The following is an 18623-nucleotide window of genomic DNA, read 5'->3' as shown; positions in this document are numbered from 1 at the left end:
TTAGTGCAGCGACGGTTTGGCGGCGGCCGGCACGTCTTTCTTGGTCTCGGAGAACAGCAGCAGCGGCGCGACGCGCAGGTACTCCATGACTTCCATATAGTCGTTTTCGCCGTCGTCGGACTCTTCCAGGGCATCTTGCACCTGGGAAATGGCCGCCAGATCCTGCAGCACTTCGGTGGCCTCGGTGCTCAGGGCGCTGCTGTCACGGCAGTTCAGGCCAAAGCCGCTGAGGAAACCCTGGCACCATTGGCCCAGTGCCGCGGCACGCTCGGTGAGCGGAGCTTCGTCGGACGGCAGCAGCAGAACGACGGTCACGTCATCGCCGGTGAGTTCGCCTTTTACCATCTCCTGCAGGCCGATCAGGGCGTTGCGAACGTTGTCCTGCGGCTCGCTTTCGAGCAGTTCGGCGGCGTCGATCAGCCAGCCTTCGGCGTCGAAACCGGCGCCGGCGCAGCTGCGGCCGAGCAACAGGCCGTGCAGTTCGGCAGGCGAGACGTTGTGGCCGCTGGAAGTCAGCAGGGTGGCGAAGCCTTGGTACGGGGAATTCTGAATGGTCATGGGCAGCTAGGCGCCAGACGGCGCTATGTCTAGAATGAAGGCCTTGTATCCTACATCGACTCATCTGTAGGAGCGAGCTTGCTCGCGATGAACCCGAGAACGCCGCGGGTTGTCAGGGACCCAGCGTTATCGTTGGCGACCATCGCGAGCAAGCTCGCTCCTACAGTCCAACACCCATCAGACAGTGAAGACAATGGAAGACACCGACCTGCAAGCGCTGATGGCCAGACTCGAACTGCTGATTACCCGAGTCGAGCAACTTAAGAGTCAAAACGGACTCTTACTAGCTCAGGAAAAGACCTGGCGCGAGGAACGCGCGCATCTCATTGAAAAAAACGAAATCGCCCGGCGTAAGGTCGAGTCGATGATTTCGCGCCTCAAGGCCCTGGAGCAAGACTCATGAGTTCAAGCAATAGCGTCACCGTGCAGATTCTCGACAAAGAGTATTCGATCATCTGCCCTCAGGAAGAGCGCAGTAACCTGGTCAGCGCCGCCCGTTATCTGGACGGCAAGATGCGCGAGATCCGCAGCAGCGGCAAAGTCATCGGCGCCGACCGTATCGCCGTGATGGCTGCGCTGAACATCACCCACGACCTGCTGCACAAGGAAGATCGCCCGGACGTCCAGGTCAGCGGCTCGACCCGTGAGCAGGTTCGCGACCTGCTCGATCGCGTCGATCTGGTCCTCGCGACCGATCCGGACGTCACCAAAGGCTGATTCGCGTCGCCGCTTGCGGTATACTGCCATCACTCCCTGGGGTGTTTGCCAGTTGGCGATGTCCCTGAGCCGATTTGCTATACCCTGGAGGTTGCACGTTGGGCTGGTGTGCATGTCCGCTAGACGGAAAGCCTTAAAGCCTACTGCATCTTCCACCTTGAACTTTCGGGTTCAAGGGCTAAGTCGACAGCGACACATTCGGGGAGCCTGATTCCAGTCCAATGCCGGTTTAAATACCGGCATTGGCGTTTTTATAGATCCGCTATTTACAGTTACGCTTCACGTACCTGACCAGCGAAGCCCGAATCCATGACCGAACCTGCGCTGCTTCCCCGCCCGCAACTTCGACGCCTGCTGCGCAAGGCCCGTCGCGCACTGACACCCAGTCAGCAGCGCCAGGCCGCTCGCGGGCTGTACAAGCAATTGGCCCAGCAACCGCTGTTCCGCCGCGCACGACACATCTCCCTCTATCTGCCGACCGACGGTGAAATTGATCCGCGCCTGTTGCTGCGTGCCGCACAGCGCCGGGGCAAGGCCACCTATCTGCCGGTGCTGAGTGCCTGGCCGCGAACCAAAATGGTGTTCCAGCGCATCCGGCCAGGGGAAAAACTCAAACCCAACCGCTTCCGCATTCTCGAACCACGGGCCAACCTCGCCCGGCAGCGCAGGATCTGGGCGCTGGACCTGGTGTTGTTGCCATTGGTGGGGTTTGACGACGTTGGCGGACGCTTGGGGATGGGCGGCGGTTTCTATGATCGGAGCCTGGCTTACCTGGCGCGCCGCAATGACTGGCGCAAGCCGACGCTGTTGGGGCTGGCCCATGAGTGTCAAAAGGTGGAGCGATTGGCTCAGGCGAGCTGGGATGTGCCGCTGCAGGGCACGGTGACAGACAAGGCCTGGTATTACGCAGGCTAGGCGCCACTTCGATCAGCGACGCCGGGACAACAGGATCAGCGTTTGAAGGCTGTCGACTGTTGCTGCAATTGGGCGAGTTCGACCGGCGCATCGGTCTTGCTGGCCCACAGGCTTTGGGCATAGCCGGTGGTCACGACGCCAAGGCCAAACAAAATGACCAAAATCCATAGTAAATCCGGTTTGCGTTTCATCGATTGCCCCCCAAAGGCAGATCTACACGATGACAGCAGCGGTTTCCGTTTGTAGGCCGTGCAGCAGCGTCAAGCTTTAAAGGCCGGCATTTTGCGACAACGTGAACCGCTGCGCAAATGCTGACGTCAACCGACTGTCGGTTTGTCATAAAATTGCCGAAAAGCGGCTCAATCACCACGCAAGGAGCAAAAGACATGGCCTATTGGCTGATGAAATCCGAGCCCGACGAACTCTCGATCAAGGGGCTGGAAAAGCTCGGCAAAGCGCGCTGGGACGGGGTTCGCAACTACCAGGCACGCAATTTCCTGCGGGCCATGGCGGTGGGGGATGAGTTCTTTTTCTATCATTCCAGCTGCCCGGAGCCGGGCATCGCCGGCATCGGCAAGATTGTCGAAGCCGCGTATCCGGACCCGACGGCGCTGGAATCTGAAAGTCATTACTACGACCCGAAGGCAACGGCGGAGAAAAACGCCTGGAGCGCGATCGATGTCGCCCATGTCGAGACGTTTGCCCGGGTGCTGAAGCTGGATTACCTGAAGCAGCAGACGGCGCTGGCCGAGATGCCACTGGTGCAGAAAGGTTCGCGGCTGTCGGTGATGCCGGTGACGCCGGAGCAGTGGGCGGTGGTGATTGCACTCAAGCCTTAAGATTTGCGGTGTCGATCAGAATGCCATCGCGAGCAGGCTCGCTCCCACAGTGGATCTGCATACACTGAAGATCTCCTGTGGGAGCGAGCCTGCTCGCGATGAGGCCCGCAAGAGCAGCGAAAGACTTACTGGATGATCAGGTTGTTAAACAAAAGATCCTCAACCACCGGCTTGCCGGTTTCGTCGCTCATCACCTGCTGGGTCTGTTTCAGGGCTTCCTGACGCAGCTTTTCCTTGGCCTCGACATTGTTCATGGTCTCGGTGGTCTGCTGGGCGAACAGCGCGACCAATTGATTGCGGATCAAGGGTTCATTGGCTTTCACCTCCTTGGCAGCCTCGTCACCGGTCACCCGCAACGCCACATCGGCCTTGTAGACTTTCAGTTTCGGCGTGCCGTCCAGGCCGTAATTCCCCACGAACGGTGGGCTCAGGGTGATGTAACTGACCTTCGGAGCAGTACCTTCTTTGGCTTCTTCGGCCATCGCTGCCACAGGCAGGGACAGGGCCAGCAACAACATGATCCACGCTTTCACAATTCACTCCTTATCCGGTTTGCGGCCTAGCATAACGACCCGCCATGCAAGCACAAGCTTATGGCTGACTATCAGGGCCGGGCATGCTCGTTGACCCTTCGACCCACACACCTACACTTATCGGCCATCACTCCCAAAGGAATAGCCCTGATGAAAGCCGTGCTGTGCAAAGCCTTCGGCCCTGCCGAATCGCTGGTGCTGGAAGACGTCGCCAGTCCTGTCGCGAAGAAGAATGAAATCCTGCTGGACGTGCACGCCGCCGGGGTCAATTTCCCCGACACGCTGATCATCGAGGGCAAGTACCAGTTCAAACCGCCCTTCCCGTTTTCCCCGGGTGGCGAAGCAGCCGGCGTGGTCCGGGAAGTCGGCGAGAAGGTCAGCCACCTGAAAGTCGGTGACCGGGTCATGGCCCTGACCGGCTGGGGCAGCTTTGCCGAACAGGTCGCCGTGCCAGGCTACAACGTGTTGCCGATTCCGCCATCCATGGACTTCAACACCGCCGCCGCCTTCAGCATGACCTACGGCACCTCGATGCACGCCCTCAAGCAGCGCGGCAACCTGCAACCGGGCGAAACCCTGCTGGTGCTGGGAGCCTCTGGCGGTGTCGGCCTGGCGGCAGTGGAAATCGGCAAAGCCATGGGCGCCCGGGTGATTGCCGCGGCCAGCAGCGCGGAAAAGCTCGCCGTGGCCAAGGCCGCCGGCGCCGATGAACTGATCAACTACAGCGAAACCAGCCTCAAGGACGAAATCAAGCGCCTGACCGACGGCCAGGGCGCCGACGTGATCTACGACCCGGTGGGCGGCGACCTGTTCGACCAGGCCATCCGCGCCATCGCCTGGAACGGTCGCCTGCTGGTGGTCGGCTTCGCCAGCGGGCGCATCCCCGAACTGCCGGTCAACCTGGCGCTGCTCAAAGGCGCGGCGGTGCTCGGCGTATTCTGGGGCTCCTTCGCCCAACGCCAACCGCAGGATAACGCGGCGAACTTCCAGCAACTGTTTGGCTGGTTTGCCGAAGGCAAGCTGAAGCCGCTGGTGTCGCAGGTGTATCCACTGGGCAATGCGGCGCAGGCGATCAATGATCTTGGCCAGCGTAAAGCAGTCGGGAAAGTGGTGGTGCAGGTTCGCTGAGACTGTTACTGCGGAGTGAATCGATTGCAGATTCATTCCGCAAATAAAGCGCAACAAGATCAAGCTTTGAACCGACTACTCAACGACTGGGGAAGTGCGTTCAAGTACGTGCCATCAGGATTCTTCTGGCAAACACCGATTGCTCGCGGAAAGGCACCGCCCAGAACCGTACTCCATCGCATGGACTGCTCATGCGTGAATTCCTGCGCCGGTATCATTGAAACCAGATCCAAGGCAATGAGTGTTTCGGTGAACAACGGCATTTCCCTCAATGCCTTTCCTGGGTGTTGAATTCGAAATTTTGCAACTTCTTCATTCAACTGACTGCAACGCAGCCGACCGACTTTCTTCTTGTAGGCTTGATACAAGTCCATATCGAGCGTTCGAACGAAAACGCTTTCGTAGCGTACGGTTTCAGGATTGCCCTCGAGAGGCCAAGGCTTGAACCGCCATAGCATCATCGCCCTCCTGACTGACTCACCGAATTTTGGGTTCGTAGCGTCCTCAATCTCCACGTCGCTGACCGAACCATTATTGCTGACGGTATAAGAAACCTTGGCCAAAACCTTCCTTTGACCATCGAAATGCTCAATTGGAAAATCCGCATGCGGGGCATAGTCCGGCTCAAGCTTGAAATCAGCAAAAATAATCGCGGGAGCCAAAAGCAACAGAAGCGCTAATACAGATTTCATTGGATCATCCATCCTGACGTGATCGACCTCACGGGCCACCTCACAGGACTTTAAAGACCCGCTGAAACCACCAAAATCAGCGTGTTCTGTCATTCACGAAAGAACTTTCTCAAAACTCCGCCCTACAAACACTCCGAAAAGCCGCAGGAAGCCGCAGGAAGCCGCAAAAGTAACCATTCCTACAACGCCCTTCACTTACATCTGAGCGACATGTTCATAAAGGAACACGCGATATCCAACATTTCCGCTGTTTTGCCGATGAGAACCAGTGCTATTTTCGGTAACGAAACTGTAACATTCGTATCCGCAGTCAAAACAAGAAATTTGGAGCTCTTGAATGTTTGCTTTCTTTCGTCCTGCCGCACATCAGGCTCCATTGCCTGAAGAAAAAATAGACAGCACCTACCGACGCCTGCGCTGGCAGATTTTCGCCGGCATCTTCATTGGCTATGCCGGTTACTACCTGCTGCGCAAGAACTTCTCCCTGGCCATGCCGTATCTGATCGACGAGGGTTACTCCCGCGGCCAGCTGGGCCTGGCGATGTCCGCCATCGCGATTGCCTACGGCCTGTCGAAGTTCCTCATGGGCCTGGTGTCCGACCGCTCCAACCCGCGTTTCTTCCTGCCGTTCGGCCTGTTGGTGTCGGCCGGGGTGATGTTCATTTTCGGTTTCGCGCCCTGGGCGACTTCCAGCGTGACCATGATGTTCATTCTGCTGTTCATCAATGGCTGGGCGCAGGGCATGGGTTGGCCGCCGAGTGGCCGGACCATGGTGCACTGGTGGTCGCAGAAGGAACGTGGCGGCGTGGTGTCCGTGTGGAACGTGGCGCACAACGTCGGCGGCGGCCTGATCGGCCCGCTGTTCCTGATCGGCATGGGCCTGTTCAATGACTGGCATGCGGCGTTCTACGTGCCGGCAGCGGTGGCACTGGCGGTAGCGGTATTTGCCTTTGTGACCATGCGCGACACCCCGCAATCGGTTGGCCTGCCGCCGATCGAGCAGTACAAGAACGACTACCCGGAAGGCTACGATGCCAGCCACGAAGAGGAATTCAGCGCCAAGGAAATCTTCGTCAAATACGTGCTGCGCAACAAAATGCTCTGGTACATCGCCCTGGCCAACGTCTTTGTCTATCTGCTGCGCTACGGCGTGCTGGACTGGGCACCGACCTACCTCAAGGAAGCCAAGGGCTTCACCGTGGATAAAACCTCGTGGGCGTATTTCTTCTACGAGTGGGCAGGTATCCCGGGCACCCTGCTGTGCGGCTGGATGTCGGACAAGATCTTCCGTGGCAACCGCGGCCTGACCGGCATGGTGTTCATGGCGCTGGTGACGGTCGCGACGCTGGTTTATTGGCTCAACCCGGCCGGCAACCCGATGATCGACATGATCGCGCTGCTTTCCATCGGCTTTCTGATCTACGGACCGGTGATGCTGATCGGCCTGCAGGCGCTGGAGCTGGCTCCGAAGAAAGCGGCCGGTACGGCGGCGGGCTTCACCGGCCTGTTCGGTTACCTGGGCGGTTCGGTCGCGGCCAGTGCAGCGATGGGCTACACCGTGGACCATTTCGGTTGGGACGGTGGTTTCGTTCTGCTGGTGGGCGCCTGCCTGCTGGCGATGGCCTTCCTCGCCCCGACGCTACGACACAAACAAGTCGCCAGTCAGGGCCGCGAAGCACTCGCTTGATCGGCCTTTGATTTACAGCGCTTGAGCCGCGCCTCCAGATTCCGGTCTGGCATGGCGTGGCTACGCAGGGCGTGCGCGGTCTGCTCGACATAATCGCGAGTGCTGCCGTAACGCCCACAAGCGTTTTCGAACACATGGCTCAGCACATGGTCCGGCAGGTTGCCGGCATAGCTGGGCAGATGTCGCTCCAGCACAAAACCCAAGGCCTGAACCTGGCTGCCATCTTCGAGTCGGCAGTTGAGCCAGTGCGGGCGGTAGGAAGGAAATGGCATCTCGCGCTGCCAAAGTGCGTACAGCGAGGCTTCGAGTTGCTCTTCGGGCAAGCGATAGGCAAATCCGCTGCAAGAGCCACCGCGATCCAGGCCGAACACCAGGCCGGGCATTTCCGGGGTGCCGCGATGTTCGTGGGACCACAGGTACAACCCGCGATGATAGCCATGCACCCGGCCGCGAACCCGTTCAACCGCCGTGCATTCAGGCCGCCAGATCAGCGAGCCGTAGGCAAACAGCCACACTGGCCCACCCTTGTGACGGGCCATGGTGGACTGCATCGAGCTGAGCAATTGTTCGTGAGTGAGCTGCGGCCCCAGATCGAGCCGCGGAGGGTAAGCCAGATTCAAAAAAGCAGATTCGATGGCGCTCATGGCGAATAGCGTTCAGCTCCCCGCGGGTGAAGAATTACTTAATAGAACGCACGGCTGTAACAATAAGGCACATAAGTTTTAAGGCAATTTGAATGCCATGGCACAAGTGCCTGAATGGAATATAACCTACCGGCATTTATATAAATTTATAAATACCGATCGGCTATATATGTAGAAATAAGGCTACAAACTGTAGGAGCTGCCGCAGGCTGCGATCTTTTGATTTTCAAGACAAAGTCAAAAGATCGCAGCCTGCGGCAGCTCCTACAAGGGCAGCATCAGGATCTAGGTGCGTAGGCAAACACGTCGGCGCGCATCTGGTGGGCGTCCATTCCCGCCTCTACCAGTGCATCCAGCGTGCCATAGACCATGGCCGGAGAACCACTGGCGTATACGTGCAGCGGCTTGAGGTCCGGGAAGTCTTCACAGACCGCTTCATGCAACATGCCGCAGCGCCCTTCCCAACCGCATTGATCGCTGACGACCTTGTGCAGGAACAGGTTGGGCAATTTCAGCCATTCGTTCCAGTGCTCGACTTGATAAAAGTCTTCTGGACGACGCACGCCCCAATACAAATGCACCGGATGCTTGAAACCCGTGGCCCGGCAATGTTCGATCAGGCCGTGGATCTGGCCCATGCCGGTGCCGGCGGCGATCAGCACGAGAGGACCGTCCGGCAACTCCTCCAGGTGGGTATCGCCAAATGGCAACTCGACCCGCACCATGCTGTTTCGCTGGAGCTGCTCGATCAGGCTCAGCGCACTGGATTCGCGCGCCAATACGTGGATTTCCAGGTCGCGCCCCGCATGCGGTGCCGAAGCGAGGGAGAAGGCGGATTTTTCGCCGTTCTCGCGTTCGATCATCAGGTACTGTCCGGCGTGATAACGCGGCGGTTTGCCGGCCGGAGCCCGCAGACGCACGCGCCAGGTATCGCCGCCCACGTCCTTGCACTCAATGACCTGACACGACACGCTGCGCACCGGCAGTTCTCCCAAGGCGAGCACGCCATCCCACAGCACAATGCAGTCTTCCAGCGGCTCCGCTATGCAAGTGTAGAACTCGCCATGATCACGCACATTGCCGGCCTGCTCGACCCGACCTTCCACCAGCAGCGCCGCGCACACGTGGCAATTGCCGTTGCGGCAACTTTGCGGGCATTCGTAGCCCAGTCGCCGCGCGCCATCGAGAATTCGCTCGCCGGGCAATATCTCAAGCACTGCTCCGGAGGGCTGCAAGGTTACACGCATCAATCTATTCCTAACTGATTCCAGATGGCATCGATCCGCTGGGTCACCGCATCGTCCTTGACGATGACGCGACCCCACTCACGGGTGGTTTCGCCCGGCCATTTATGCGTGGCATCAAGGCCCATTTTCGACCCCAGGCCGGACACCGGCGAAGCGAAGTCCAGGTAGTCGATCGGCGTGTTGTCGATCATCACCGTGTCACGCTTGGGGTCCATGCGCGTGGTGATGGCCCAGATCACGTCGTTCCAGTCCCGGGCGTTGATATCGTCGTCGGTGACGATAACGAACTTGGTGTACATGAACTGTCGCAAAAACGACCAGACACCCAGCATTACCCGCTTGGCATGGCCCGGGTACGACTTTTTCATGGTCACGATGGCCATGCGGTAAGAGCAACCTTCGGGTGGCAGGTAGAAATCGGTGATCTCCGGGAACTGCTTCTGCAGGATCGGCACGAACACTTCGTTCAGCGCGACGCCGAGGATCGCCGGCTCATCCGGCGGACGGCCGGTGTAGGTGCTGTGGTAGATCGGCTTGATCCGGTGGGTGATGCGCTCGACGGTGAACACCGGGAAGCTGTCGACTTCGTTGTAGTAACCAGTGTGGTCGCCGTACGGGCCTTCATCGGCCATCTCGCCCGGATGGATCACCCCTTCAAGGATGATTTCGGCGGTGGCCGGCACTTGCAGGTCATTGCCGCGGCATTTCACCAGCTCGGTGCGGTTGCCGCGCAACAGGCCGGCGAAGGCGTATTCGGAAAGGCTGTCGGGCACCGGGGTCACGGCGCCGAGGATGGTCGCCGGGTCTGCGCCCAATGCGACCGATACCGGAAACGGCTGACCGGGATGCTTCTCGCACCACTCGCGGAAGTCCAGCGCGCCGCCACGGTGGCTCAGCCAGCGCATGATGACCTTGTTGCGACCGATCACTTGCTGACGATAGATACCGAGGTTCTGGCGATCCTTGTTCGGGCCTTTGGTGACGGTCAGGCCCCAGGTGATCAGCGGTCCGACATCGCCCGGCCAGCAGGTCTGCACCGGCAACATGGCCAGGTCGACGTCGTCGCCTTCGATGACCACTTCCTGGCACACCGCGTCCTTGACGACTTTCGGCGCCATCGAAATGATCTTGCGGAAAATCGGCAGCTTGGACCAGGCATCCTTCAGGCCTTTGGGCGGCTCGGGTTCCTTGAGGAACGCCAGCAGCTTGCCGATCTCGCGCAGCTCGCTGACCGATTCGGCGCCCATGCCCATGGCGACCCGCTCGGGGGTGCCGAACAGGTTGCCGAGCACCGGGATGTCATAGCCTGTCGGTTTTTCGAACAACAACGCCGGGCCTTTGGCCCGTAGCGTGCGATCACACACCTCGGTCATCTCCAACACTGGAGAGACGGGGATCTGGATGCGTTTCAACTCTCCGCGCTGCTCAAGCTGCTGCACGAAATCCCGAAGATCCTTGAATTTCATTGATGATGGCACCCGAAAAATAGGCGTACATCCTACCTGCTCTGCCGGCCGCTGGCAGCTTATCGCTGCTTATCTGGATGCATTCACCTGCCGCTTCCCCAGGTTTGCCTTGGCTTGCAGACTGACAAACAGCGGTTCGAGGATCGGCGCCACCCAGCGCGCACCGACTTCCGAGAGGTGATTGTCATCGGTGTACAGCGAGTAGCCGTCACGTTCGGCGCGGCACAGGCCGCTTGCATCACATAACCTCCGCGCCGGGTCCACCACCTGTACCGCCGGGTCCTGCGCCAATTGTGCGAACAATTGACTGATGAATGCCTGACGCTTGTAGTGCTCTGCGACCGCCAGTCCAACATCGTCGACCGGACGGTCCAGCATTGCCAGACGGGTGAGGCGATACGGTGGACTGAAGGCCTGCAACGGCACCTCTTTTACCAGCCAGACCCGATGCCCGCCGGCACGCAATTGCGCGACTCGTGCACGCAAGCCATCGGCCAGACGTTGTTCGGCGCCGGCACGATCGTAATGCCCGTCAGCGCTTTTCAAAGCGTGGCCCAGATCACCTTTGCCGTCGCCGTAGAGGTACAGACTCCAGTGCGCGACCAACACCACATCGCTAACGGCCTGGGGTAACAAGGCCTGTTCGATCCTGTGATTGAATCGGGCACAACGCGCGTCGTGCTCCAGGCCCTCGACTGGCACGCATCCCGGAGAACTCGCCAGGACCACGCTGACGCCATGCGCCTTGGCGCCGTCGTCGAACACCGGAATCAACGCCGTGGCGTGGCTGTCCCCCCAAACCAGCGCCCGGGCTGGACGGTTTTGTGCACCGTAATGGCAGAACAATTTGTCATCCGGTGTCTTGTCGTCCGCCAGGCAGGCCATCAGCTCCGGCCGCCATTCGCGACCCTTGGCGTATTGCAGAGCCTGATGGGACAGGCGCCACGGCAATCCGTCGGTCCAGCGTAGAGCCTGTCCGACCAGCCCGAGCACCAGGATGCCGCAGGCCCCGGCGAGCAGAATCTGCCGACGCCCGGCCAGCAAGCGACGCTCACGCAAAGGCGTCTCGACGAACCGCCACGAGAGGTAGCCCAACACCAGGCTGAGCAGGATCAGCCCGGCAATGTCGAACGCACCCGACTCACCGATACTGGCGTAGCTGGAAAACACGAACACCGGCCAATGCCACAGGTACCAGGAGTAAGAGATCAGCCCGAGAGCGACCATCAGTCGATTGCTCAAAAACTGACCAACCCACGTCTGGCGATGACCGTTGGCAAAAATCAGCGCGACCACGCCGAGGGTTGGCAGCAACGCCGCCGCTCCAGGAAAGGCGGTGGTTTTGTCGTAGCCGAACACGGCCAGCAGGATCAGGGCCATGCCGAACAGGCTCAGAAACTGTGCCACCATCGGCTTCAGACGCCACCCATGCCTGGGCACTACCGCAAGCATCGCCCCTGCCAACAGCTCCCAGGCACGCATTGGCAGCAGGAAGAAGGCTTTTTCCGGATGGTGATGAACGGCCCAGACACTCAAGCCAAAGGACAGCAGTAACAGGCCGAACAGCGTCAATCGCCAATGTTTCAGGCGACTCGACAGCAACGTCAGCAACAGCGGGAAGACGATGTAAAACTGTTCCTCCACCGCCAGCGACCAGGTGTGCAGCAGGGGCTTGAGATCAGAGGCGACATCGAAATAGCCGTCCTGGCGCATGAACAGGATGTTCGACACGAACATCACCTGGTAACGCACCGATCGCCCCAGTTCCTCGTAATCCTTCGGTGCCAGCAAAAACCAGCCGACCGCCAACACCGCGATGATCATCGCGAACAACGCCGGCAAAATCCGCCGCGCACGCCGGGCCCAGAAATCGACGAAGCTGAATTGCCCGGCCTGGCGCTGATTCCAGATGATCGAGGTGATCAGGTAACCGGAAATCACGAAAAATACGTCCACGCCGACAAAGCCGCCGGTAAACCCCGGAACGCCAAAATGAAACAGCACGACAGCGATCACCGCTACTGCGCGCAAGCCGTCGATATCCCTTCGATAAGCCAATGTGCTCATAAACATTAAACCAGTCGGATCTTCGAATTCAGCGCGCTTGAACATCAATTCCGAAGACGACTGCAAACGCGGCTGGTTGAACTGCTAACCAACTGACCCTGGCCGATCCAAAACCTCCCATGACCAGGACAAAAAAGTGCAAGCAAAAAAAATGGCGCCCCACGGGGCGCCATTCTCTTGAACTCAACGGGCGATGTTACTTGCGCTTCATCGACAGGAAGAATTCGTCGTTGGTCTTGGTCGTTTTCAGCTTGTCGACCAGGAACTCGATGGCAGCCACTTCATCCATCGGATGCAGCAGCTTGCGCAGGATCCACATGCGCTGCAGCTCGTCGTCGGCGGTCAGCAACTCTTCGCGGCGGGTGCCGGAACGGTTGATGTTGATGGCCGGGAACACGCGCTTTTCAGCGATGCGGCGATCCAGAGGCAGCTCCATGTTGCCGGTGCCTTTGAATTCCTCGTAGATCACTTCGTCCATCTTCGAGCCGGTTTCAACCAGCGCGGTGGCGATGATGGTCAGCGAGCCGCCTTCTTCGATGTTCCGCGCGGCGCCGAAGAAACGTTTCGGTTTCTCCAGGGCGTGGGCATCGACACCACCGGTCAGTACCTTGCCGGAGCTCGGGATCACGGTGTTGTAGGCACGGGCCAGACGGGTGATGGAGTCGAGCAGGATCACCACGTCTTTCTTGTGCTCGACCAGGCGCTTGGCCTTTTCGATCACCATTTCGGCAACCTGCACGTGGCGGGTTGGCGGCTCGTCGAACGTCGAGGCAACCACTTCGCCGCGCACGGTGCGCTGCATTTCGGTTACTTCTTCCGGACGTTCGTCGATCAGCAGCACGATCAGGTGAACTTCAGGGTTGTTACGCGCGATGTTCGCGGCAATGTTCTGCAGCATGATCGTCTTGCCCGCTTTCGGCGGGGCAACGATCAGACCGCGCTGGCCTTTGCCGATCGGGGCGCACAGGTCGATGACACGACCGGTCAAGTCTTCGGTGGAACCGTTACCGGCTTCCATCTTCATGCGCACGGTCGGGAACAGCGGGGTCAGGTTCTCGAAGAGAATCTTGTTTTTCGCGTTTTCCGGACGGTCGAAGTTGATCGTGTCGACCTTGAGCAGCGCGAAATAACGCTCGCCTTCCTTTGGAGGGCGGATCTTGCCAACGATGGTGTCACCGGTGCGCAAGTTGAAACGACGGATCTGGCTCGGCGAGACGTAGATATCGTCTGGACCGGCGAGATAGGAAGCGTCAGCGGAGCGCAGGAAGCCGAAGCCGTCCTGGAGAATCTCCAGCACGCCATCACCGGAGATTTCCTCACCGCTTTTCGCGTGCTTCTTGAGCAGGGAGAAAATCACGTCCTGCTTGCGCGAACGGGCCATATTTTCTATGCCCATCTGTTCGGCCAATTCGAGCAGTTCGGTAATCGGCTTTTGCTTGAGTTCAGTCAGATTCATATAGGAATGACGTAATCATTTATGGAGGGGGGAAATTAAGCTTTTGGCTTAATGAGGCCGCGCCGCAGAGAAGGCGACAGGATCGCGTACTTATTCGAAAAGGAGTGCGTCGGCGACGGCTAGCAGGGGGCAATGGAGAAACCAGTGCGGGGCCGAATGTACCACCTGAGTTTGGGAGCGTCTAGCCCTGAATACGCAAAAAGCCCCGCTATTTGCGGGGCTTTTTCAGGACACTTTGCAACGACGCTTAGATGTTGGCGTCGAGGAAGGCAGCCAGTTGCGACTTCGACAGTGCGCCGACCTTGGTCGCTTCAACGTTGCCGTTCTTGAACAGCATCAGGGTCGGGATACCACGCACGCCATGCTTGGCCGGGGTTTCCTGGTTTTCGTCGATGTTCAGCTTGGCGACGGTCAGCTTGCCTTTGTAGGTCTCGGCAATTTCGTCCAGAACAGGAGCGATCATTTTGCAAGGGCCGCACCACTCAGCCCAGTAATCGACCAGTACAGCGCCTTCAGCCTTGAGTACGTCGGCCTCGAAGCTAGCGTCGCTAACGTGTTTGATAAGATCGCTGCTCATGGAATTCTCCAGGGTTGTAAGCAAAAAAACGTGGCCCATCATAGCTGCCCTTCCCTCGTTCAGGAAGGTGCAGTTGATTGAGTCTCGCTATGGTGTTCCATGAGTTTGGGTATAGCCCGGGTCACGCCGTGGCGGGAGCGACGAAGGCGATTCCGGTGCGCAACGCCGCGTTGCGCACGTGCTCGTGCATGGCTTTTTGCGCGGCGCCAGAGGCTCGGCGAGCCAGCGCGCGAAGGATCTTGCGGTGCTCCTGCCAGGTTTCCATGGCCCGCTCGGCCCGGATGAACGGTAGTTTCTGGCTTTCCAGGAAGATATCGGCGCTGGCGGTGAGGATACTCAACATTGCCTGATTGCCGCTGGCCAACAGGATGCGCCGGTGGAATTCGAAGTCCAGGCGCGCCGCCGCTTCGAAATCAGCGGCCTTGAGTTCGTTGCGCATGGCGGCGACATTGTCTTCCAGCGCATCGAGTTCCTCGGTGCTCAAGGTCACGGCCGCCAGCCCCGCGGCAAACCCCTCCAGCGCGTAGCGCAACTGGAAGATATCCAGCGGCGAAGCCTGCGCTGCAAACGGCCAGCCTGCTGCGGCCTCGCCTCGCGGCAACTCCAGCGGCGCCTGCACGAACACGCCTTTGCCCGGCTGGATACTGATGACGCCCAGCGCACTCAGGGACGACAACGCCTCGCGCAAAGAAGCCCGGCTTACGCCCAGCTGTACCGCCAGGTCCCGTTGCGAGGGCAAGGCATCCCCCGGCCCGAAGCCCTGCTCGGTAATCAGTTTGCGGATGGCTTGCAGCGCCACTTCGGGTACGGCACGGGAGATCGAGTTCATGGTTTTCCAGACGAACCAGGCCAATGTGCGCTCAGTTGTAAAGCTATTCGCGACGCCCGGCAAGTCGTGCCCCATGGGGGTTCGGTGATTTTCCCGGCTGCGCCATCGGGGTGCGAAACACAACCTGACTGTTCAGACCAGTAAGACCGTTCAACGCCAGCAAAACCGCGCTCTGGCGCCCCCAAAACCCTATGTTGGCATGGCCCATGCTCTGTCGATCGGCAGAAATCACTTCTTGCCGATTCGGAGATTTGCCATGACCCAGCGTTACAGCGCCCTCCTCGCAGCCCTGTTTGCCAGCCTGATGCTGACCCAGGCACCCGCCCACGCCGACGGCCTGGAGGATGTGGTCAAGCGCGGCGTCCTCAAGGTGGCCGTGCCCCAGGACTTCCCGCCCTTCGGCTCGGTCGGGCCGGACATGAAGCCCCGTGGCCTCGATATCGACACCGCGAAACTGCTGGCCGACCAGCTCAAGGTCAAACTCGAACTGACCCCGGTCAACAGCACTAACCGCATCCCGTTCCTCACCACCGGCAAGGTCGACCTGGTGATTTCCAGCCTCGGCAAGAACCCGGAACGTGAGAAGGTCATCGACTTCTCCCGCGCCTACGCGCCGTTCTACCTCGCCGTGTTCGGTCCGCCAGACGCCGACATCAAGACCCTGGACGACCTCAAGGGCAAGACCATCAGCGTCACCCGCGGCGCCATCGAAGACATCGAGCTGACCAAGGTCGCTCCCGAAGGCGTGACCATCAAGCGCTTCGAAGACAACAACTCGACCATTGCCGCGTATCTGGCGGGCCAGGTCGACCTGATCGCCAGCGGCAACGTGGTGATGGTCGCGATCAGCGAGAAAAGCCCGAAACGCGTGCCGGCGCTGAAAGTGAAACTCAAGGATTCGCCAGTCTACGTCGGAGTGAACAAGAACGAGCCGGCGCTGCTGGACAAGGTCAACCAGATCCTCGTCACCGCCAAGAGCGACGGAGCGCTGGAGAAAAACGCCCTGACCTGGCTGAAAGAACCACTGCCGGCCGACCTCTGATCTCGCGCGCAGGAGAGACGTTATGGCTTATCAGTTCGACTTCTTGCCGGTGGTGAACAACACCGATCTGTTGCTGCGCGGTGCGTTGTTCACCCTTGAGCTGACTGCCATCGGCGCTGTGCTCGGCGTGGGGCTGGGCATCGTCGGGGCGCTGGTGCGGGCGTGGAACATCCGGCCTTTCGCGGGGATCTTCGCGGTCTACGTCGAGTTGATCCGCAACACGCCCTTCCTGGTGCAGCTGTTTTTCATCTTCTTCGGCTTGCCGTCCCTGGGCGTGCAGATTTCCGAATGGCAGGCGGCGGTGCTGGCGATGGTGATCAACCTCGGCGCCTATTCGACCGAGATCATCCGCGCCGGCATCCAGGCGATCCCCCGAGGTCAACTGGAAGCCGCGGCGGCGTTGGCGATGACGCGCTTCGAAGCGTTCCGCCATGTGGTGCTGCTGCCGGCACTGGGCAAAGTCTGGCCGGCCCTGAGCAGCCAGATCATCATCGTCATGCTCGGCTCGGCGGTGTGTTCGCAGATCGCCACTGAAGAACTGAGCTTCGCTGCCAACTTCATTCAGTCGCGCAACTTCCGCGCCTTTGAAACCTACGCCCTGACTACCTTGCTGTATCTGTGCATGGCGCTGCTGATCCGCCAGTTGCTGAACTGGATAGGCCACCGCTTCATCGCAAGGAGCAGCCGATGAGTGATTTCACCTTCTGGGACATCGTGCGCAACCTGCTCACCGGCCTGCAATGGACGCTGGCGCTGTCGCTGGTGGCGTTCGTTGGCGGCGGGCTGATCGGCTTGCTGATCATGGTCATGCGCATCTCGGGCAAATCCCTGCCACGCAGCTTTGCCCGCACCTACATCGAACTGTTCCAGGGGACGCCGCTGCTGATGCAGCTGTTCCTGGTGTTTTTCGGCGTGGCCCTGGCCGGGGTGGAGATTTCCCCGTGGATGGCGGCGGCGATCGCCCTGACGCTGTTCACCAGCGCCTACCTGGCGGAGATCTGGCGCGGCTGCGTCGAATCGATCCCCAACGGCCAGTGGGAAGCCTCGGCGAGCCTGGCGCTGAACCCGCTGGAACAATTGCGCCATGTGATCCTGCCCCAGGCGCTGCGCATCGCCGTGGCGCCGACCGTGGGCTTCTCGGTGCAAGTGGTCAAAGGCACCGCCGTCACCTCGATCATCGGCTTCACCGAGCTGACCAAGACCGGCGGCATGCTCGCCAACGCGACTTTCGAACCCTTCATGGTCTATGGCCTCGTCGCCCTTGGCTATTTCCTGCTCTGCTACCCCCTGTCGCTCAGTGCGCGCTACCTGGAAAGGAGACTGCATGCCTCTGCTTAGAATTTCCGCCCTGCATAAATACTACGGCGACCATCATGTGCTCAAAGGTATCGACCTGAGCATCGAGGAAGGCCAGGTGGTGGCAATCATCGGCCGCAGTGGCTCGGGCAAATCCACCTTGCTGCGCACCCTCAACGGCCTGGAGTCGATCAACGACGGTGTGATCGAAGTCGACGGCGAATACCTCGACGCCGCCCGCGCCGATCTGCGCAGCCTGCGACAGAAAGTCGGCATGGTGTTCCAGCAGTTCAACCTGTTCCCGCACCTGACCGTGGGTGAGAACGTCATGCTGGCGCCGCAAGTGGTGCAGAAGGTGCCAAAGGCCAAGGCCACCGAACTGGCGCGACAGATGCTGGAACGGGTCGGGCTGGGGGAAAAGTTCGATGCCTTTCCGGATCGACTGTCCGGCGGTCAGCAACAGCGGGTGGCGATTGCCCGCGCCCTGGCGATGTCGCCGAAAGTGTTGCTGTGCGATGAAATCACCTCGGCCCTGGACCCGGAGTTGGTCAACGAAGTGCTGAGCGTGGTCCGGCAACTGGCCAGGGAAGGCATGACACTGATCATGGTCACCCACGAAATGCGCTTCGCCCGGGAGGTTGGGGACAAGTTGGTGTTCATGCACCAGGGCAAGGTGCATGAGGTGGGGGATCCGAAAGTAGTGTTCGCCAATCCGCAGACGGCGGAGCTGGCGAATTTCATCGGGACCGTGGAAGCAACGGCCTGAAGATTATCGGCGCCAATGACGCCGCCTTCGCGGGCAAGCCCGCTCCCACAGGGTCTTCTGTTGAAATACGATTGCGTATTCGCTGCAAAAACCTGTGGGAGCGGGCTTGCCCGCGAAGAGGCCAGTGGCCGCACCACTGGAGCCCCGTGGAAAAAGATCGCAGC

21 protein-coding genes and 1 other RNA gene are annotated in these 18623 nt (G+C 59.7%); 11 read left to right on the top strand and 11 right to left on the bottom strand.

Annotation, left to right across the window (positions count from 1 at the left end):
• Positions 1–558: a YecA/YgfB family protein gene (locus AC3WJW_RS07975; protein WP_429517507.1), complete on the bottom strand. Its 558-nt coding sequence runs from the start codon at positions 556–558 to the stop codon at positions 1–3.
• 193 nt (positions 559–751) lie between these two features.
• On the opposite strand from AC3WJW_RS07975, the gene AC3WJW_RS07970 reads away from it, so the two are divergent.
• The 4 genes from AC3WJW_RS07970 (at position 752) to AC3WJW_RS07955 (ending at position 2190) form a co-directional block, all read left to right on the top strand.
• Entirely contained in the window at positions 752–961 is a 210-nt protein-coding gene (locus AC3WJW_RS07970; protein WP_007982902.1) for a TIGR02449 family protein, read from the top strand.
• On the top strand, positions 958–1275 hold the full coding sequence (locus AC3WJW_RS07965) for a cell division protein ZapA (RefSeq protein WP_007978902.1): 318 nt from the start codon (positions 958–960) through the stop codon (positions 1273–1275). The genes AC3WJW_RS07970 and AC3WJW_RS07965 overlap by 4 nt, the downstream gene beginning before the upstream one ends.
• Before the next feature lie 30 nt (positions 1276–1305).
• Positions 1306–1484: non-coding RNA, 6S RNA (gene ssrS, locus AC3WJW_RS07960), on the top strand.
• 100 nt (positions 1485–1584) lie between these two features.
• Positions 1585–2190 (top strand): 5-formyltetrahydrofolate cyclo-ligase, encoded by a 606-nt coding sequence (locus tag AC3WJW_RS07955; protein ID WP_493725660.1) that lies wholly within the window; start codon positions 1585–1587, stop codon positions 2188–2190.
• A 35-nt stretch (positions 2191–2225) separates the two neighbouring features.
• Here AC3WJW_RS07955 and AC3WJW_RS07950 read toward each other — a convergent pair whose 3' ends face one another.
• Positions 2226–2381, bottom strand: a complete 156-nt coding sequence (locus AC3WJW_RS07950) for a hypothetical protein (RefSeq protein WP_007978897.1) — start codon at positions 2379–2381, stop codon at positions 2226–2228.
• 195 nt (positions 2382–2576) lie between these two features.
• Between AC3WJW_RS07950 and AC3WJW_RS07945 the strand changes: the two genes are divergently transcribed.
• Positions 2577–3029, top strand: coding sequence for an EVE domain-containing protein (locus tag AC3WJW_RS07945; RefSeq protein WP_493725659.1), 453 nt, complete (start codon positions 2577–2579; stop codon positions 3027–3029).
• 125 nt (positions 3030–3154) lie between these two features.
• On the opposite strand, the gene AC3WJW_RS07940 is transcribed toward AC3WJW_RS07945, so the two are convergent.
• Positions 3155–3562: a flagellar basal body-associated protein FliL gene (locus AC3WJW_RS07940; protein ID WP_493725658.1), complete on the bottom strand. Its 408-nt coding sequence runs from the start codon at positions 3560–3562 to the stop codon at positions 3155–3157.
• Between the two features lie 150 nt (positions 3563–3712).
• On the opposite strand from AC3WJW_RS07940, the gene AC3WJW_RS07935 reads away from it, so the two are divergent.
• Positions 3713–4690: an NADPH:quinone oxidoreductase family protein gene (locus AC3WJW_RS07935; protein WP_007978892.1), complete on the top strand. Its 978-nt coding sequence runs from the start codon at positions 3713–3715 to the stop codon at positions 4688–4690.
• 59 nt (positions 4691–4749) lie between these two features.
• Here the strand turns inward: AC3WJW_RS07935 and AC3WJW_RS07930 are convergent, their stop codons facing one another.
• Complete coding sequence (locus tag AC3WJW_RS07930; protein ID WP_493725657.1) at positions 4750–5475, bottom strand: energy transducer TonB; 726 nt, start codon at positions 5473–5475, stop codon at positions 4750–4752.
• A gap of 244 nt (positions 5476–5719) precedes the next feature.
• Between AC3WJW_RS07930 and glpT the strand changes: the two genes are divergently transcribed.
• Positions 5720–7069, top strand: coding sequence for a glycerol-3-phosphate transporter (glpT, locus tag AC3WJW_RS07925; protein ID WP_015097309.1), 1350 nt, complete (start codon positions 5720–5722; stop codon positions 7067–7069).
• Here glpT and AC3WJW_RS07920 read toward each other — a convergent pair.
• From AC3WJW_RS07920 to AC3WJW_RS07890, 7 genes are all read right to left on the bottom strand, one after another.
• Entirely contained in the window at positions 7045–7713 is a 669-nt protein-coding gene (locus AC3WJW_RS07920) for a gamma-glutamylcyclotransferase (protein WP_493725656.1), read from the bottom strand. The two genes, glpT and AC3WJW_RS07920, sit on opposite strands and share 25 nt — an antisense overlap.
• Before the next feature lie 278 nt (positions 7714–7991).
• Positions 7992–8960: a CDP-6-deoxy-delta-3,4-glucoseen reductase gene (locus tag AC3WJW_RS07915; RefSeq protein ID WP_102673511.1), complete on the bottom strand. Its 969-nt coding sequence runs from the start codon at positions 8958–8960 to the stop codon at positions 7992–7994.
• Positions 8960–10426 carry a 4-hydroxy-3-polyprenylbenzoate decarboxylase gene (ubiD, locus tag AC3WJW_RS07910; protein WP_060542502.1) on the bottom strand — a complete coding sequence of 489 codons (1467 nt, stop codon included), beginning with the start codon at positions 10424–10426 and terminating at the stop codon, positions 8960–8962. Before ubiD ends, AC3WJW_RS07915 begins: the two co-directional genes overlap by 1 nt.
• 69 nt (positions 10427–10495) lie before the next feature.
• Entirely contained in the window at positions 10496–12493 is a 1998-nt protein-coding gene (locus tag AC3WJW_RS07905) for an acyltransferase family protein (protein WP_493725655.1), read from the bottom strand.
• A 196-nt stretch (positions 12494–12689) separates the two neighbouring features.
• A complete protein-coding gene (gene rho / locus AC3WJW_RS07900) occupies positions 12690–13949 on the bottom strand; it encodes a transcription termination factor Rho (RefSeq protein WP_003206716.1) in 1260 nt (419 codons plus the stop codon).
• A gap of 247 nt (positions 13950–14196) precedes the next feature.
• Positions 14197–14526: a thioredoxin TrxA gene (gene trxA, locus AC3WJW_RS07895; RefSeq protein ID WP_003206727.1), complete on the bottom strand. Its 330-nt coding sequence runs from the start codon at positions 14524–14526 to the stop codon at positions 14197–14199.
• Positions 14527–14647: 121 nt separating this feature from the next.
• Positions 14648–15355 carry a FadR/GntR family transcriptional regulator gene (locus AC3WJW_RS07890; RefSeq protein ID WP_493725654.1) on the bottom strand — a complete coding sequence of 236 codons (708 nt, stop codon included), beginning with the start codon at positions 15353–15355 and terminating at the stop codon, positions 14648–14650.
• Positions 15356–15611: 256 nt separating this feature from the next.
• Between AC3WJW_RS07890 and AC3WJW_RS07885 the strand changes: the two genes are divergently transcribed.
• From AC3WJW_RS07885 to AC3WJW_RS07870, 4 genes are read left to right on the top strand one after another with little or no spacing between them, the layout of a single operon-like run.
• Positions 15612–16397, top strand: coding sequence for a transporter substrate-binding domain-containing protein (locus AC3WJW_RS07885; RefSeq protein WP_493725653.1), 786 nt, complete (start codon positions 15612–15614; stop codon positions 16395–16397).
• A gap of 22 nt (positions 16398–16419) precedes the next feature.
• Complete coding sequence (locus tag AC3WJW_RS07880) at positions 16420–17088, top strand: amino acid ABC transporter permease (protein WP_046039042.1); 669 nt, start codon at positions 16420–16422, stop codon at positions 17086–17088.
• On the top strand, positions 17085–17735 hold the full coding sequence (locus tag AC3WJW_RS07875; protein WP_095964293.1) for an amino acid ABC transporter permease: 651 nt from the start codon (positions 17085–17087) through the stop codon (positions 17733–17735). Before AC3WJW_RS07880 ends, AC3WJW_RS07875 begins: the two co-directional genes overlap by 4 nt.
• The gene (locus AC3WJW_RS07870) at positions 17722–18459 is read left to right on the top strand and encodes an amino acid ABC transporter ATP-binding protein (protein WP_493725652.1); all 738 of its coding nucleotides are present in this window, start codon (positions 17722–17724) and stop codon (positions 18457–18459) included. Before AC3WJW_RS07875 ends, AC3WJW_RS07870 begins: the two co-directional genes overlap by 14 nt.
• Positions 18460–18623: the final 164 nt, after the last annotated feature.

The organism is Pseudomonas sp. GW821-FHT07G06 (genome assembly GCF_058986625.1).
The sequence above is the reverse complement of the archived record's forward strand: the minus strand, read 5'-3'. Positions and strand labels throughout refer to the sequence as shown.